We start from the raw sequence: 15,448 nt of genomic DNA on the forward strand, positions 1-15,448 counted from the left end.
GCCGCCCCGAGGTACTTCGGTCTCGACGTCCAATACGGAACATGGCCAGCACTGCCTCCGACACCGTTCGCGTCTGGCTCGTCGAACGAACGTACTCCGACGACGAACAGAACCTGATCATCCTCACCTACGCGACCACCGACGGGGACCGGTACTTCCGCAAGGAGCGGGCGCTGACGTCGTTTACGGACGCTCGAGAGACGACCGCGGCTATCGACGCCGAGCCCGGTAATCTCGGCAGCGTCGACGATACCGAGCTGCAGAAACAGTACGCCACCGAGGCGCAGCGGATGGCCGACGTTCACGACCCCGACGACGTAATATAGGCTATCAAAGCGGCGCGCCGACGAGCACGAGTTTCACGCGTTCGTCGCTTCGGTTGAAGATCTGGCGGGTTTCCTCGGGATCGATGCGGATCAGGTCGTCTTCCTCGAGGGTCACCGTCTCGTCTCGGTCCGTCAGTTCGACCTCGGCGGTCCCGCTGACCACGTAGTAGATCTCCTCCTGACCGCTGTCGCTCTCGTCGTGTTCCATCCCCTTGCCGTCGGGTTCGAGTTCGAGGATCGAGAAGCCGACGTGATCGGACTCGAGGCTCTCCTTGAGAAACCACATGCCGCCCCACTCCTCGTCGATGACTGACTCCGGATCGGTCTTCGATGCAGTGTCGTAGCCCATGTGTGGCCGATCGGCTGGAACGGGTAAATCGGTGGGGGAAGCGGAAATCGAACGATCCATCCGAAAGGCGAGGGATGCTCGTGGCATCTCCGCGTCGCTCCGTCAGGTCGCGCCCGTGGGGAAGGAACGCTCGAGTCTGTAACGGACGACGGTGAGGGGAGCGTGTCGCAGTTGCTGCTGCGATTCGCGATAGGCCCGACGCGCTCCACCGCTACGTGGTTCGATCAGGGTTGGAGCGAATCCGACGACTGTTAGGCCCACGGACCTAACCACCGCCCGTGATCATCGCGTGATCCTCGTCGTCTGTGGGCCGCCAGGTGCGGGGAAGACGACCGTCGCGAATCGACTCAGCCGGCGACTCGAGGCTCGCGACCGTCCCGTCCGTCTCCACCATTCCGACGACTTCCCGAGTCGCACCTACGAGCAGCTGTACGAACGAGCCGATGAGGACTCCGAGGATGCGATCACCATCGTCGATGGAACCTTCTATCAGCGGGAGTGGCAGACCCAGTTTCGAACCCTCGAGACCCGTGAGGCCGTCCGGTTCGTCCACGTCACCGCGAGCCTCGAGACCTGCCTCGAGCGAAATCGAACGCGCACGGATCCGATCGACGAACAGGGCGTCCACGTGGTCTACCGGGAGTTCGACGATCCCGCGGCAGCCCTCGAGATCGATACCGACGAGTGTGGCGTCGAGACGGCCGTCGATCGGATTACGAGCGCGCTCGAGGCGTGGGACTGGCTCACCTGCGAGTGAATAGTGACTCGTCGGCGACAGCCCTCGAGTACCCGTGAGGCGCGAGACGGCGACAAAGCGCCGCGTGTGAGACGAAATCAGTCTTCCACGATCGACGAACGCGTAGCGAAACTGCTCGGTACTGACCGTTACAGCCCCGGAACCAGCGCTGCAAGATCGTCGGGCCGCTGTTTGGGCACGAGGTCGTCCGGAAGCGCGTCCCAGTTCAGTTCGTCGGTCCCGGGTTCGGCGTCGGTCTCGAGGTCGGAATTTTCTGCCGGTTCCTGGTCGCGGTACTCCGGCGGCGGCGCGCCGTGGGCGTAGACGCTGTCGGGATGGTCGATGGTCCAGACGTGCATCATGCAGGGTGTTCGGCAGGGTAACTCGAGACCCCCGAGTCCCCGGTTGGCGAAGTCCTGCTCGTAAGCCTGCCGGTAGTACCACCACCCGAACCGACCGGGGAGGCCGGCGTGGTAGTGCCAGGGGAAGCAGCGACCGGGCGCCCCCTCGTGATCGCCGTGGCCATCGTGGTCGTCGTCTTCATCGCGGCCTCCGCCGTGCGCATCGTGATCGTCGTCGCCGTCCGCGTCCCCGTCGATCACGTCGTCCGTCGCGTCCCCGTCTGCATCGCCGTCTTCGTACACCGCCGGCGGATCGACCGGTTCGCCGTCTCGAGTCGCGATGAACATCACGCCGATCGATCGCCAGGAGTCGTTGTCGACCAGCACCGACTCCGGCCGTTCGGGATTCAAAATGTCGTCGTCGGCGATGAAATCGGGGTTAATCCAGTGCGACCAGCTGTCGTCGTCCCGGTTGAGCGTATCGAAGTAGGGTTTGAATCCGGCGTCGACCAGTGCGCTGACGTCGGGATACCGTTCCGCCAGTGCGTCCCGAACCGCCGTCTGCAACGCGACCGTCTCCGGATGGTCGTCGTCACAGCCGTCCATATTCGACCCCTCGCAGTGGCCCATGCTGGGCTCGAGGGTCGCGTCGGGACAGCGGTCGTCGAACCAGGACTGCGCCCCACCAGGGTCGCTCGCACTTGCCTGTCCTGCACCGAGCACCGAAACCGCGCCGACACCCGCGGACGCTCGCAAAAGTGTCCGACGGGATACGTTTCGACTGCCGTCATCGTCGTACATGCCCGCATTTCCACACCGAGGAACGGCATAAAGGCCTGTTGCCGATGCGGGCGACACTCACTCCGAGAGACTGCTCGAGGGGCGCACTCGGATTATTCGGGGAGCGCACCGAGACTGCTCGAGGGACGCACCCGGTTTCATTACCGCAGTACGGCACCGGTTCCCGGCCGCTCGAGACCGGCCAGATCGATCCGGCCGTCGGGCATCGGAACGCCGTCATACGGATCGTCGGCGAGCAACAGCGAGCCGTCGAGGTCGGCGTAGTCGAGCAGCGGCGCGAGGTGGCAGGCCGCCGCGATCGAGGCGTTGGACTCGGTCATACAGCCGCACATGACCTCGAGGCCGTGTGCGCGAGCGGTGTGGATCATCCGCTTCGCCTCCCGAAGCCCGCCGCACTTCATGAGCTTCAGGTTCGCGATGTCGCAGCGGTCGGCGATCCGCGGAATATCCTCGAGCGTGATGCAGGACTCGTCGGCGGCGATCGGCAGCGGCGAGCGCTCGTAGACGAACCGCAGTCCCTCGGGATCCTCGGCGGGAACTGGCTGTTCGACGAACGCGAGGTCGTAGTCGGCCAGTCGCTCGATCTTCGAGACGGCCTCGCGGGGCCTCCAGGCCTCGTTCGCGTCGACGAAGAGGGAGACGTCGGGGGCGACCGACCGAATCGTCTCGACGATCTCGAGGTCGCGGTCCGTTCCCAACTTCACCTTCAGCGTGGTGTGGCCGCGCTCGAGGGCCGTCTCCGTCTTCTCGCGCATCGTCTCCGTGTCGTCGAGGCCGATCGTGTAGGAGGTCTCGAGCGTCCGTGCCGGATCGAGTCCCCAGTACCGGTAGAGGGGGACTCCGAGTCGTTTCGTGGCCAGATCGTGGAGCGCGATGCTGACGGCACAGCGCGCGGACGGGTTCCGCCGGACGGTCTCGCGCATCCGGCGTTCGATCCGCTCGAGTTGGTGGACGTCGCCGCACTCCTCGACTACGGCGAGCAGATCGGGCAGGACGGCCGTCACCGTGTCGACGGTCTCGCCGTAGTGGGGGGACGGTCCGGCACTGCCGACGCCGACGGTGCCGTCCTCGTCCTCGATAGTGACCGTCACCGCCTCGGTCTCGGTCGTCGTCCCGCGAGCGATCCCGAACGGGTACTCGAGCGGCAGCGCATGTCGTTCGAAGGCGGTCTCGAGTGTCATCGGATCACAACAACTCCGCGAGCAGGTCGTCGGTTCCGAAGCGGATGGCGTCCGACGCGGGCACGTCGAGCGCGCTCGCGTACGCGTCGACGGCCTCGCGTGCAGCGTCATCGTCGTCGAGGCTCGAGGTGTTCAACGCGCCGGCGACGACCTCGCTGTCCGCGACCGGGGCGGCGAGCCCCTCGTAGAGATCGACGTACGTCGAGAGATCGGGAAGGGAGAACGACTCGTAACCGTGGATTTCCTTCCTCCCGGCGTCGTGACAGAGCACGAGTTTGTCGGCCATCGACCCGTGGAGAATGCCGCAGGTAACCGCCGAGTACGCCGGGTGAACGATACTCCCCTGACCCTCGACGAAGAGGTAGTCGTGCTCGTCGCCCTTCTCGAGGATCATCTCCTCGACGGCTCCGGCGGTGAAGTCGCTGACGACGCGGTCGATCGGGTTCCCCCAACCTTCGATCATGATCCCCGTCTGGCCGGTCGGGATCACGGCGGCGTCGTGGCCGGCCTCGCGAGCGTCGCGGGCGAGTTCCATCGAGACGGTCATCTTGCCGACCGAGCAGTCGGTGCCGACGGTGAGAATGATCTCGGCGTCGACCTCGCCGGCGACTCCCTGACTGACCGTCAGATCCTCGGGCGGCTTCCGCACGTCCCGGATCTCACAGTCGTTCTCGGCGGCGAGCGCCGCGATCTCCTCGTCCTCGGCGAGGAAGTAGTGCAACCCCGAGACGACGTCGCAGCCGTACTCGAGTGCGGTTCGAACGTCCTCGCGCCAGCTCTCGTCGAAGCCGCCGCCGATGGGCGCGATACCGATCAAGAGGGTATCGACGTCGTCGGCCGCCAGATCGGCCATCCCCTCGCGGATCGGGGCGTCCTGAACGTCGGGAACGAAGTCGTTCACCCGCTGTCCCGCGGAATCGCGGTCGAGAACGGCGACGACGTCGTCGTCGGTATATCGCAGTACACCGAGAGCGGTTTTCGCACGGTCGGGAAACTTCTCGTGGGCGAGAATTGCGACGCGCATACCAGAACATGAACGAGGCCCTACTTAACGGTGGATATCCGGCCGTCCGACCGGTTCGATCACGACGGTCAAAAATCGAGGCACGGTTACCGGCTACAGCCCGGCTTCGACGGCCTCGAGTCGACGCCTCGAGTCGACTCACTCGAGGGCACAGGCGGGGGAACAGAACCCACGCTCCGCCGCGTTCGCGCCGGGATGGGCCGTGAACTGTTCGCCACACCGTTCGCACGACACGGAGACGAAGTCGGACATACTGTCCGCTCGATCGTACGGTCGCGCCGATCAAAACGGCTGGGGTTCAGTTCACCGGCGTCTGGGGCTGCAACGGCTGTCAACGCCGATCGAAGCCGGAGTCAGAGGAGTCAAAGCACCCGCAGATCGGTCGTCCAGAACGATCGGTGGGCGTCCTCGAGCGCCGGTTTCGGATCGCCGGTCGCGTCGACGGCGGCGGTTCCCGCGACGTCGAGGGTCGCTTCCTCGACGAGCGTGTCGACGACGCCGCGCTGGCCGACGACGAACAGGCGCTCGACGTCGTAGTCGGCGAGGGCCTCCGTACAGCGCTCGAGGTGATCGTCGATCTGGTCGTCGCGAATGCGCTCGAATCGAGCCTGGGAGAAGCCGCCCTTCGAGTGGCTTCCCTTGACGTCGCTCTCGAAGCCGCGATAGTCGACGCGCTCGTCGTCCTCGTAGATCCCGAGCGCGAACAGGTCGGTCCGGGCGAGCGCGAGCGCGTACCGGCCGGTCGGCAGGAGCCACTCCTCCTCGAGGGCGAACCGATCGGCCCACGTCGCGCGCGAATCGCGGTCGCCGCCGAGCGTCTCGTCGGCGAGATCCACCGGCGGCTCGAGCGTGACGGCGACGAGGCCGGCGTCGTCGACGCACAGCACGCAGGGGGTGGCGTCGTCGACGAGCCCGGTGCGGTCGCCCAGCACGTCCTGTAAGTCGAGGTCGAACTCGTCCTGCAGGTCGTCGACGGCGTCGTCAGCCTCGAGAACGGCTGTGAGGGCACCTTCGGCCCCGGTCCGAAACGACGTCAGTCGGTCGACCACGTCCGCGAGCCGACTCCCGCGCAGCCGTTCGTGACGACGAACCGCGAGCCCGCGGTCGTCCTCGTCGACCTGCTCGAGTTCGCCCTCGAGTTGCGCGATACGGTCCTCGAGTCGGTTCAGCTCCTCCTCGGCGTCCTGTCTGGCCGTGGCCGCGTCGGCCCGCCGCTCGGATTCGGCCTCGTACCGGTTTTGCAACCGCTCGTTTTCCTCCTCGAGTTCGTCGATGCGCTCTTTGAGCGAGGCGCGGCCGAGCAACTCGTCGAACATCCATTCGAAGGGCCGAAGCGAGAATACTTCTAGGTTCCGGCGTTTCGCAGGTCGTCGTCGGGGTCGGGCCAGTCGCCGATCCACGAGAGCAACTGCTCAGCGTGCTCGCGTCGGGCGAGCAACACCTCCCGAAGCGACGGCGGGTTCCGAACGTCACAGCCCTCGAGCATCGATTCGGGCAGGGCGAGCGTGTTCGTCGGGACGTTCTCGTCGCCGTGAACCGGAAAGTGCTGGCTCTCGAGTTTCATCACGAGCGGCGTATCGAGGCGCTCGAGGCCGTCGCCGGTGGCGTAGACCGCCTCGTTGATCCGTTCGTGTTGTTCGCTGTGCATGAGGGCGTGGTCCCCGTCGACCGGGGTCACGTAGAGTCGTCCGAGATAGTAGCTCCGGGAGAAGCGCTCGAACATGCTATATGATACCACACTCCGACGAGACATAACTATTTTCGGACAGCCTTAAGTCGAAGGGCAATCAGCGTAGACGGTCACCGGATGGCGGAGCCCAAATCGATCGTTTCCTCGACGAGGAGACGGTCCGTTTCCCGTTCGACCAGTTCACGAACGATTAGACACATCGTGTGAACGATAGTCGCGGAGTGAGAGCGCGATTCGACGGCGTGAATCGGACCGATCGCTCGTGAACGGTCGGTGACCGTGGATGAACAATGCCATCGCTCCCGCCGAGCGCAACGAAACCCGAGTTCAAGGGCCAGTTGGACGGCAGGGAAGAGGTCGCTATCCGTTGTGAACAGTCAAAACGGAACTCGACTAGTCGCGAATCCAATTGAACGGTACGAACGAAGGTCAGTCTTTTTAGTATGTTCGAGACCAGAGGAAGAGTAATGAGTACCAGTCGGTCGGTCGCGTTCCTCGTGCTGGTCGCCATCGTTGGACTCACAGTCGCCCCTATCGCGAGCGGTGCCGTCGTAGGGACGCTTACCGGCGATTCCAACGACGAGGGCGAGTCGAGCGACGAAATAGAGTCGACCATGGATGTCTCGACGTTCATGCAGTCCACTGCGACCGATACCGAGCGGTCGGTCGAGTCCGGAATGCACGATTCGAGATACAACGCCGCCGACAACGAGAGTCGAGCCGATCTCGTTCTCGAGCGAACGGACGAACTCGAGGACCGACTCGAGACCCTCGAAGCGGAGCGCGACGAACTTCGCGAATCGAAAGCAGACGACGACCTCCACCCGGGTGAGTACCGTGCGCGGATGACCCGGCTTACCGTCGAGATCCAGTCGCTCGAGCGCTCGATCGACCGGACCGAACAGCGAGCCAACGAAACCGACGTCGACGACGAACGACTCGACGACCTCCGAGAGAACGCCGCATCGCTATCCGGTCCGGAAGTGGCCGAGATCGCACGCGGGCTCGGTGGCCCTGATGGCACGCCCGGTGGCGGACCACCGGACCACGCCGGTCCCAGCAATCAGACGGACGACGGTGATCGCGGACAGGGAAACGCTAACCCGCCGGGCCAGGCTGGGTCCGGCAATCAGACGGACAACGGAAATTCCGGGCAGGGAAACGCTAACCCGCCGGGGCAGGCCGATCCCGGCAACCAGACGGACGACGGTGATCGCGGACAGGGAAACGATAGCCCGCCGGGTCAGGCTGGGTCCGGCAATCAAACCGATGATGATGGGGCCGAGCGGGGAAACGCTAACCCGCCGGACCACGCCAACGCCGGCAATCAGACGGACGATTCGGAAGACGACTCGAGTAGTACCTGAGGCGCGGACAACCCTCCGAACGTCCTTCTCGCCGCTTCGAGAGCAACGCCCGTAAAACGGGAGCGGGCGGATCTCAGCGGGCACAATCGAGGGGGTGTCGCGACTGGATGACTGCATCCGGTACTCCACAGTTGGACCGTTGTCGAGGGGCTCCAGTACGGACCGTCGCCGATGCAAACCCGCACGGCCGCGTTCGGACCGAGCAGACACGCTTTTCAGCGCCGACCCCTAACCCACCCACGATGGACTCCGCCGCGTTGCTGGATTTGCTGGGAAACGAAAACCGGAGACGTATCCTCCGGTTGCTCGCCCGCAAACCCTGTTATGTCACCGAAATATCGGAGTATCTCGGCGTGAGTCCCAAGGCGGTCATCGAACACCTGCGAAAACTCGAGGACGCCGGGCTGATCGAGAGCCGGGTCGACGACCAACGCCGGAAGTACTTTCATATCGCTCGTCACGTCCGCCTCGAGGTGAACGTCTCGCCCTACGGCTTCGCGAGCAAGAGCGCCTATCCCGCGAACAGCAGTTTCGACATCACGACCTGCCGGCACCTCACGCTGGACGTCTCCTGGGACGAGACCGGTGACCTCGACGACCTCCTCCACGCGCTGGAGGATCTCGAGCAGCTCGAGAACGAGCTCTCGCTGGCCCAGCGATGGGTGCAAGGGCGTCTCTGTGACGTGCTCGACGGGATTTCGGAGACGGTCGGTACCGGTCCCGAAAGTCGGATCTACGCCGACTTACTGGCGAGTATCCGCTCGGAGCCGAAGTCGGTCGGCGAACTCAGCTCCGACGTCGACGCGCCGCGCGACCTCGTCGCCGAACTGCTCGAGTCGATGGCGGACGAAGGGATCGTTCGGCGGAGCGAACGCGGGTGGGAACTGACGACGAACTGAATCTGCGACGATCACCGTCAGGTGCGGCCACTGTTTCGAGGCGAGAACTCACTCGATGTCTCGAACCAGCCCGTCACGCAGGTCGCGGCCGAAGTAGTAGCCGACGAGACAGCCGACCAGTCCGGCGGCGACGCCGACGGCGACGACCGCCTGATAGGAGCCGGCGACCGCGATCATGGCATAGCTGGTCAGCGAGGACGCCGCCCCGACCATCGTTCCGGCGGCGGCCATCTCGAGGTACCGCCGTCTGGACGTGAACAGTCCGATGGCGAAGGCGACGCCGAACATACCGACGACCCGGCCACCACCGAACGGGATCGTCATCCCGCCCGCGAGCAGGCCAGCGCCGACCAGCAGGACGAACGCGAAGAACGCTCGCGGCGAGAAGTAGTTCTCGAGAGACAGTCCCGAGACGGGACTCGAGAGCCTCGATCTGAGCCTGGAGAGCCGCGACGAACCCGATTTCGTGTCGGATTCGGCGGGGGAATCGAGCGGCGCGGATGACGTCCGCGAGTCCGCGTCGACCGATCGCCGCGGCTCGGCCTCGTCCGGGGCCCGTGACTCGCCGGTATCGACTCCATCCCCCGATCCTGAGAGCAGTTCCTCCGTCTCCGCCAGGAGGTCCTCGGTGTCGCGGCTCTCGGTCACCTCGTCCGCGCGGTCGCTCATACCTGTTCGTTGCGCGCCGAACTGCATGGGTTTTTCCCCGTCCGGCCGCAGGATATACGACCCCGGCTCCCCCACCAGAGTCATGGAGTGGCTCGCGCCGGCGACGTTCGGCCTGTTCGCAGCCGGCGCTGGGCTGTTGTGTTACGTCCTCGTCGCGAACCTCGAGCCCCAGCCGGAGTATCCGGAGCTGATGACGGACCTGCTGCGGCTGCTCGGGGCCGGCATCGCGATCTGCGGGCTCGCGATCGGCGGGGTGTTTCTGTACGCGGCTGCCGGGATCTACGTCGGCTGACCGAGTTCTCGAGGCGCCCTCACGGATACCAGTCCGTGGAGAGTGCCACTCGCGGCCAAACGGGAGTCGATGCCGTCGCTCGTCGGGAGTCGACGCCGTCGCTCGTGGCGACCGTCGATCCCGCCGTCTGCTGGCGACCGGGCGGCGATTCTCGATAGCCGACACGAGGTGACCGTTTTTTCACCTCGGAGCCGGTATCAATAAGCGATGAACGCCGAACTGCTCGCGTTCGGTGTCAGCGCACTCGCCCTGGGAATCGGCGTGTTAGTCGGTTCTCGACACCTCTATCCGCGACTCGACGTACCCGAGGACGCCGAGTCCTCGCTGCAGTTGCTGACCGCGATGATCGCGGGCGTCCTCCTCCTGACTGGGCTGGGACTGGTCCTGATCGGGTTGTTCGGCTAGCGGGCGGTGGCCGATGCGATGTCGGTGTTCTGCGTCGACGCTGAACTGGCTCGATCGTTCGCCGTGTCGGTTTGCGAACCCGTCGGCCGGATTCTGACTCTGTGACACAGCCGAGCGCGCTGCTCGCACTGGCGGCGATGATTTCTACGTCCTCCCAGCCGATTGCTGCTCACGGACCGTCGGTCCGTTTGCTCACGGCGGCAAAGCCGCCGTTCGCATGGTATGCGGGACCTTCGGTCCCGAACTACTCGCATGGTCTGCGAGACCTGCGGTCTCGCACTAGTTGGATGGTTCGCGGAACCGCTGGTTCCGCGCTAACGCTCGTTCCCATCGGTCACTCGTTCATCCCTCACGCAATTTCGGGCCGGAGTTCGTCGTTGACTCACTTCGAGTCAGCGCGCGCCACTGCGGTGGGATACGGGCCGTCTACAGTTCTGTGTTTACAGCCCGTACTGCTCGCGCACGAGGTGGTCGATACCGCGATCCTCGAGCACGTCCATCGGTGCGAGCAGGTCGAGTTGGACGACGCCGGGGAGCCGCCCGATCTGGACGCCGCCGGTGAACGTACACCGCGAGCGGACCTCGCCTTCGCTCATGTCCAGCAGTTTCGTCGCGCGGTCGAAGGCGTTCTGCGTGGCGTCGTTGACCGTCGCGCCGGAGCCGACGACCTGAATCGGTCCCATATCGTCGTCGACGTCGACGCCGTGTTCCGCGCCGAGTTCGCGGCCGGCCTCGCGTTCGTCCTCGCTGTAGGGTTTGCTGATGAACGGGAGGTCCTCCTCGGGTGGCAGGAGGAGGGGGCCGTCGAGATCGAGGCCTTCGATGACCTCGACGTCCATCGTGACGGTGCCACTGACGTCGGTGGTGTGCAGGGAGAGTTCGCCGTCGCCCTGGTTTGCGTGGAGGTCGCCGACGTAGACGCCGGCCCCGTCGACCTTGACGGGACAGATGAGCGTCGCACCGGCCCGGACCTGCGGGATGTCCATGTGGCCGTCGGTTCGGTCCTCGAGGTCGTCCTCCGTCTCGACGCCGTAGTCGTGTTCGGCCCCGATGAGGAACTGGCCGAAGTCGCCCGCGTTGTGCGAGTCGGGCATCGTGACCGGCGGCGTGGTGCCGACGTTGCCGATGAACGGGCGCAAGCGACCCAGCGTGCCGGGCATCTCACCGGGTTCGTACAGCAGGATGGGATGCTGGCGGGAGTTCTCGGGGATGTCCATCACCTCGTCGGCGTTCACCGCGAGTTCGTGCGCGCCGTCCTCGTCGAGCGTGATACCCACAGCTCGATCGTCGTCGAAGGCGACGGTGTAGCCGTATTCGAAGCCGAACGAGGAGGCGTTCGCGCCGCACTCGGCGCACTTGATCGACTCCTCGCCCGTTCCCTCGATGATGGTCTCGGGCCACTCGGTGCCGCACTCCGGGCAGCGGTGGTCGACGAACGGATCGTCGCCGAAGGCGTCCTCGCGTTCGGCCATCGACCCGGTACTCGTCGCCGTGCTCGTCACCTCGACGTCCCGAATGCGGAGCGCGACCGCGTCGCCGACGGACGCTCCCTCGACGCGAATCGGCCGGGTGACCTCGTGGCCCCCGCGGAACTCGGGGGTGACCATCGGTCCCCAACAGCCCGGCGGCGTGTACGTCCGGATCGTCCCGCCGTCCGCGACGGTTCCCGCCCACTCCTGATCGGGACCCACGAGTCCGAGCGTGTACTGGTCGACGTACAACTCCTGTTGGACTTCTCGCTGTGCCATAACATACCAAGATACGGTGGAACCGGCGATAAGCGTACTGCTCCCGGAACCGCGGTCAACGACGTGAGAGGTCGAGAACCGGAACTGACGGTGACGGCTCGACAGGGACCTCCAGTCGCTGTTCGAGGACGTGACGGTCGATCCGAAGCGCACCGGATCGGCTGCGCGAAGCCGTCGGTCGAAGCCGCTAGTGCTCCGGCAGACGCTCCCGACGGGGCGGGTTATCGGCCGTGGCCGATTCCGCCGCAACAGGTTCGTTCAAGTGGCTCTTGTCCCTTCGAACACCTAATGGCTGATTCGACGGACGAGGACTCACCCGAGTGTCGAGCGTGTGGCGACCCCGTGGCATCGTCTTCCGAGCAACGCGTCGTCACGACGCTCGAGGACGGCGAGACGGTGTACCGGCACTTCTGTAGCGACGACTGCCTCGAGAACTGGGAGTCGTAGTTCGGCTGCGACGAGAAACGACTGTGGATAGATCGGGTGTGGAAACTTCCCCGTCGAAGACAGTGGAAGAGGCCGGTTACTGGTTGTTCGCGACGACGCTACCGATCCCGTCGACCGGCCGGTCCGGCGTGAACTCGTCGAGCTCTTCCGGCAGGCCGAGTTGGTACTCGTCCCCGTTCTCCCGGACCGACGTCCGACCGCGGTGGACCGAGACGTCGCCGTTCAGGTGGAGTTTGACGGCCTCGAGCAGGGCGTCCGCCTCGAGGGGCTGACCCCGGTGTTTCATGTCGCCTAACTCGGCGTCGTCGGGGACGTCGAACGCGCGCTGGGTGATGATCGGTCCCTGGTCGAGGTCGGTCGTCACGTAGTGGGCGGTGACGCCGGCCACGCGGACGCCTTCCTCGATGGCCTGTCGGTAGGCCTCCGCGCCGGGGAAGGCGGGCAGCAGGGACGGGTGGACGTTGATGATGCGGTCCTCGTAGCGGAAGACCACGTTGGGGCTGAGGATGCGCATGTACCGTGCGAGGACGATCAGATCGACGTCGTACTCGGCGAGGAGTTCGAGGAGGCGGTCCTCGTTCTGCTGGCCGCCCTCGTCGCCGATGTCGTGGAACGGGACGTCGTAGTGTTCGGCCAGCGGCTGGAGGTCGTCGTGGTTCCCGATGACGACGCCGATGTCCGCGCCGAGTTCGTCGTTGGCCCACGCCTCGAACATCGCCTCGAGACAGTGGCTCTCTTTCGTGACGAGGACGGCGATCTGCTGGTTCTCGCGGTCGGCGGGGAACCGGACCTGCACGTCGAGTCCGAGGTCGTCACCGAGCTTCTGGAGGTCATCTCGGAGCGTCTGTTCGGTACAGACCATCTCGGAGGTATCGACGGCGAGATACATCCGGAAAACGCCGTCTCGGACGGCCTGATCGAGATCCTCGATGTTGATTCCGCGCTCGAACAGGAGGCTCGTTACCCGGGCGATGAGCCCGGTGTCGTCGTCCCCGATCACGGTGATCTCGGTGATATCGGTCGTCATCGCAGCCACCTCCGCTCGGGCGAATAGAGAGTCATCAGTACGAGTTTGAGTCTACCTGTAGTCAAAAGTCCTGCTTTCCGTGGATGTTCCTGAGAACGGAACGGTAGTATGTTGACAGAGAAATTTATTCAAGATTAGTAACTACGTCATAGATACTATTAAAACGCCTCCAGCTATTGCTAGCACCGAGTGACGCTTTTCCGATCGTCGGCGTCCTGCTGCCGTGTCTCGTCACCGCGATCACAGTGGCGCGCGAGGTCTCCTCCGATTCGTCGCGGCGATGCTCGCCCGACAGGCCGCCGCCGCGATCGGTTTCGCGCTCATCATCGCGTGGAGCGGCCACTTCCTGTTCTGAGAAGTGGCTCACCCGGACGACCGCTCGAGTTCGCGGTCGATTTCGATCTCGGTTCCTCGCGCGGTCGGTTGCGCGGCGTCCTCGTCGAGATAGCGTTCGACGTCGGCGACCGTCTCCGTCTCGAGGAGCATCGCGAGTCGGTGCTCGAACTCCGCGTCGGATAACTCGCCGTCGGCGTAGCAGACGCGCAATCGCTCGAGGGCGTCTTCGGCGTCGCCGTTCACTGCCGGTTGGTCGTTCACCGTCGATTCGCTGCCTCCGGCATCGAGCGCTTTGGTGAGTTCTCTGAGCAGGTCGCCGCCGAAGATGAGGCCGAAGATGGCCAGAATGATCGCGACCGACGAGTTGATCGCCGTGAGCGCGACGAACGTCGCGAGCACTGCGACGATGACGACGGCTACTGACGGCGTCACCCCCCGAACGAGTGGCCGGGTTTCGGTCATGGTGTCGTGTTCGTGAGCCAACACAATAATACCAGTCGTGGAGACACCGCCATCGTCGATAGCACCGACTCTCGATACCGGTTACCGCAGTGCCGGTGTGGTATGCCAATCGAACCGAGGAGCGTCGGCACCCCGTTCCGGCCTGAGTGGGTGCCACGGACCGGGGCGGATCGAACGATGGGCGTCTCCGCTCGATCGGGTATTCACGAACGTGTACTACAGCGCCAACCCGAAAGCGTTTTTGAGCACGGTTACGGGGTATCACGTAATGACCGCCTACACCGCGACGGTGACCGTTCGACTCAAACACGGCGTGCTCGACCCCGAGGCCGAAACCACGAAACAGGCCCTCGAGCGCCTGGGCTTCGATCTCGAGGACCTGCGTTCGGCGGACCGGTTCGAGGTCGACCTCGAGGCCGAGTCGGCCGACGCCGCGAGCGAGCGCGCGAGCGAGATGGCAGAACGGCTGCTGGCGAACCCGACCATCCACGACTACGACGTGGAGGTCGACGACCGGTAGATGACGGTTTCGATCATCCGCTTCGGCGGCTCGAACTGCGACCGGGACGCCGAGCGCGCGCTCGAGCACCTCGGCATCGACGCCGAGATCGTCTGGCACGAGGACGGCCTCCCCGCGGAGACGACGGGAATCGTCCTGCCGGGCGGCTTCTCCTACGGCGACTACCTGCGTGCGGGGGCGATGGCGGCGCGGTCGCCGATCATGACCGAGGTGTGCGAGGCGGCGGCCGAGGGGACGCCCGTCCTCGGCGTCTGTAACGGCGCCCAGGTCGGCTGCGAGTCGGGGCTCACCGAGGGGGCGTTCACGACGAACGAGAGCGCCCGGTTCCAGTGCGAGCACGTCTTCCTCCGCGTCGAGCGCGACGATACGCCCTGGACGGCGGCCTACGAGGAAGGTGACGTCATCGAGGTTCCCATCGCCCACGGCGAGGGCCGCTACGAGGTCGACGACGACCGACTGGGCGAACTCGAGGACGAGGGGCGAGTCCTCTTTCGCTACTGCGACGAGCACGGCGAGACCGGCCCGAACGTGAATCCGAACGGGTCGAAACACAACGTCGCGGGCGTCCTCGGCGAGCGCGAGCACGTCGCGGTGTTGATGCCCCACCCGGAACGGGCGACGCTGCCCGACGTCGGGGCGACCGACGGACAGGGAATCCTCCGCGGCTTCGAAACGGCCGTCTCCGGAGCAGAGTAGCACGCTATCGGGTGCTTTTCTCGCGAACCCGAGCGGCGCCCGTGACGGGGTTCGGGACGACTCAGATTCTGAGTCGAGTCGAACAGTAATACCGCGGCGGTACGTTGACGGGGGTAGAACCTGTTTGAGGGG

Annotated in this window: 20 protein-coding genes; 10 read left to right on the forward strand and 10 right to left on the reverse strand. The window is 65.1% G+C overall.

Going from position 1 to position 15,448, the window contains the following annotated elements; translation table 11 throughout:
- Positions 1-41 precede the first annotated feature (41 nt).
- Complete coding sequence (locus tag ACSFC7_RS08540) at positions 42-326, forward strand: hypothetical protein (protein WP_436347287.1); 285 nt, start codon at positions 42-44, stop codon at positions 324-326.
- A gap of 4 nt (positions 327-330) precedes the next feature.
- Here ACSFC7_RS08540 and ACSFC7_RS08545 read toward each other — a convergent pair whose 3' ends face one another.
- A complete protein-coding gene (locus ACSFC7_RS08545; protein WP_436347288.1) occupies positions 331-675 on the reverse strand; it encodes a cupin domain-containing protein in 345 nt (114 codons plus the stop codon).
- Positions 676-898: 223 nt separating this feature from the next.
- On the opposite strand from ACSFC7_RS08545, the gene ACSFC7_RS08550 reads away from it, so the two are divergent.
- Positions 899-1,432, forward strand: a complete 534-nt coding sequence (locus ACSFC7_RS08550; RefSeq protein ID WP_436347929.1) for an ATP-binding protein — start codon at positions 899-901, stop codon at positions 1,430-1,432.
- 128 nt (positions 1,433-1,560) lie between these two features.
- Here ACSFC7_RS08550 and ACSFC7_RS08555 read toward each other — a convergent pair whose 3' ends face one another.
- From ACSFC7_RS08555 to ACSFC7_RS08575, 5 genes are all read right to left on the reverse strand, one after another.
- Positions 1,561-2,553: a twin-arginine translocation signal domain-containing protein gene (locus tag ACSFC7_RS08555; RefSeq protein ID WP_436347289.1), complete on the reverse strand. Its 993-nt coding sequence runs from the start codon at positions 2,551-2,553 to the stop codon at positions 1,561-1,563.
- Between the two features lie 140 nt (positions 2,554-2,693).
- On the reverse strand, positions 2,694-3,734 hold the full coding sequence (locus tag ACSFC7_RS08560) for a dipeptide epimerase (RefSeq protein WP_436347290.1): 1,041 nt from the start codon (positions 3,732-3,734) through the stop codon (positions 2,694-2,696).
- 4 nt (positions 3,735-3,738) lie between these two features.
- Complete coding sequence (locus ACSFC7_RS08565) at positions 3,739-4,758, reverse strand: DUF1611 domain-containing protein (protein ID WP_436347291.1); 1,020 nt, start codon at positions 4,756-4,758, stop codon at positions 3,739-3,741.
- Positions 4,759-5,120: 362 nt separating this feature from the next.
- Positions 5,121-6,074 carry a Vms1/Ankzf1 family peptidyl-tRNA hydrolase gene (locus ACSFC7_RS08570; protein ID WP_436347292.1) on the reverse strand — a complete coding sequence of 318 codons (954 nt, stop codon included), beginning with the start codon at positions 6,072-6,074 and terminating at the stop codon, positions 5,121-5,123.
- Positions 6,075-6,103: 29 nt separating this feature from the next.
- Positions 6,104-6,481 (reverse strand): DUF5802 family protein, encoded by a 378-nt coding sequence (locus ACSFC7_RS08575; protein WP_436347293.1) that lies wholly within the window; start codon positions 6,479-6,481, stop codon positions 6,104-6,106.
- A 434-nt stretch (positions 6,482-6,915) separates the two neighbouring features.
- Here ACSFC7_RS08575 and ACSFC7_RS08580 point away from each other — a divergent pair, with 434 nt between their 5' ends.
- Both ACSFC7_RS08580 and ACSFC7_RS08585 read left to right on the forward strand, forming a co-directional pair.
- Positions 6,916-7,815 (forward strand): hypothetical protein, encoded by a 900-nt coding sequence (locus ACSFC7_RS08580; protein WP_436347294.1) that lies wholly within the window; start codon positions 6,916-6,918, stop codon positions 7,813-7,815.
- A 242-nt stretch (positions 7,816-8,057) separates the two neighbouring features.
- A complete protein-coding gene (locus ACSFC7_RS08585) occupies positions 8,058-8,714 on the forward strand; it encodes a metalloregulator ArsR/SmtB family transcription factor (RefSeq protein ID WP_436347295.1) in 657 nt (218 codons plus the stop codon).
- Positions 8,715-8,762: 48 nt separating this feature from the next.
- Here ACSFC7_RS08585 and ACSFC7_RS08590 read toward each other — a convergent pair whose 3' ends face one another.
- Entirely contained in the window at positions 8,763-9,383 is a 621-nt protein-coding gene (locus ACSFC7_RS08590; RefSeq protein ID WP_436347296.1) for a DUF456 domain-containing protein, read from the reverse strand.
- Between the two features lie 82 nt (positions 9,384-9,465).
- Between ACSFC7_RS08590 and ACSFC7_RS08595 the strand changes: the two genes are divergently transcribed.
- Both ACSFC7_RS08595 and ACSFC7_RS08600 read left to right on the forward strand, forming a co-directional pair.
- Positions 9,466-9,675, forward strand: a complete 210-nt coding sequence (locus tag ACSFC7_RS08595; RefSeq protein ID WP_436347297.1) for a hypothetical protein — start codon at positions 9,466-9,468, stop codon at positions 9,673-9,675.
- Between the two features lie 207 nt (positions 9,676-9,882).
- Positions 9,883-10,080, forward strand: coding sequence for a hypothetical protein (locus ACSFC7_RS08600; protein ID WP_436347298.1), 198 nt, complete (start codon positions 9,883-9,885; stop codon positions 10,078-10,080).
- Between the two features lie 440 nt (positions 10,081-10,520).
- Here ACSFC7_RS08600 and ACSFC7_RS08605 read toward each other — a convergent pair whose 3' ends face one another.
- A complete protein-coding gene (locus ACSFC7_RS08605) occupies positions 10,521-11,828 on the reverse strand; it encodes an acetamidase/formamidase family protein (protein WP_436347299.1) in 1,308 nt (435 codons plus the stop codon).
- 288 nt (positions 11,829-12,116) lie between these two features.
- Between ACSFC7_RS08605 and ACSFC7_RS08610 the strand changes: the two genes are divergently transcribed.
- The gene (locus tag ACSFC7_RS08610) at positions 12,117-12,275 is read left to right on the forward strand and encodes a DUF7576 family protein (RefSeq protein ID WP_436347300.1); all 159 of its coding nucleotides are present in this window, start codon (positions 12,117-12,119) and stop codon (positions 12,273-12,275) included.
- Positions 12,276-12,351: 76 nt separating this feature from the next.
- On the opposite strand, the gene ACSFC7_RS08615 is transcribed toward ACSFC7_RS08610, so the two are convergent.
- Positions 12,352-13,302 (reverse strand): formyltetrahydrofolate deformylase, encoded by a 951-nt coding sequence (locus ACSFC7_RS08615; protein ID WP_436347301.1) that lies wholly within the window; start codon positions 13,300-13,302, stop codon positions 12,352-12,354.
- A 223-nt stretch (positions 13,303-13,525) separates the two neighbouring features.
- On the opposite strand from ACSFC7_RS08615, the gene ACSFC7_RS08620 reads away from it, so the two are divergent.
- Positions 13,526-13,657, forward strand: a complete 132-nt coding sequence (locus ACSFC7_RS08620; RefSeq protein WP_436348049.1) for a hypothetical protein — start codon at positions 13,526-13,528, stop codon at positions 13,655-13,657.
- 8 nt (positions 13,658-13,665) lie between these two features.
- Here ACSFC7_RS08620 and ACSFC7_RS08625 read toward each other — a convergent pair whose 3' ends face one another.
- A complete protein-coding gene (locus ACSFC7_RS08625) occupies positions 13,666-14,100 on the reverse strand; it encodes an SHOCT domain-containing protein (RefSeq protein ID WP_436347302.1) in 435 nt (144 codons plus the stop codon).
- A 268-nt stretch (positions 14,101-14,368) separates the two neighbouring features.
- Between ACSFC7_RS08625 and purS the strand changes: the two genes are divergently transcribed.
- Both purS and purQ read left to right on the forward strand, forming a co-directional pair.
- Positions 14,369-14,620, forward strand: a complete 252-nt coding sequence (gene purS / locus ACSFC7_RS08630) for a phosphoribosylformylglycinamidine synthase subunit PurS (RefSeq protein ID WP_436347303.1) — start codon at positions 14,369-14,371, stop codon at positions 14,618-14,620.
- Positions 14,621-15,316 carry a phosphoribosylformylglycinamidine synthase I gene (gene purQ, locus ACSFC7_RS08635; RefSeq protein ID WP_436347304.1) on the forward strand — a complete coding sequence of 232 codons (696 nt, stop codon included), beginning with the start codon at positions 14,621-14,623 and terminating at the stop codon, positions 15,314-15,316. It begins immediately after the preceding gene.
- Positions 15,317-15,448: the final 132 nt, after the last annotated feature.

Origin of the sequence: Natronorubrum halobium (genome assembly GCF_051351675.1) — an archaeon.
In the GTDB taxonomy this organism is placed as follows: domain Archaea; phylum Halobacteriota; class Halobacteria; order Halobacteriales; family Natrialbaceae; genus Natronorubrum.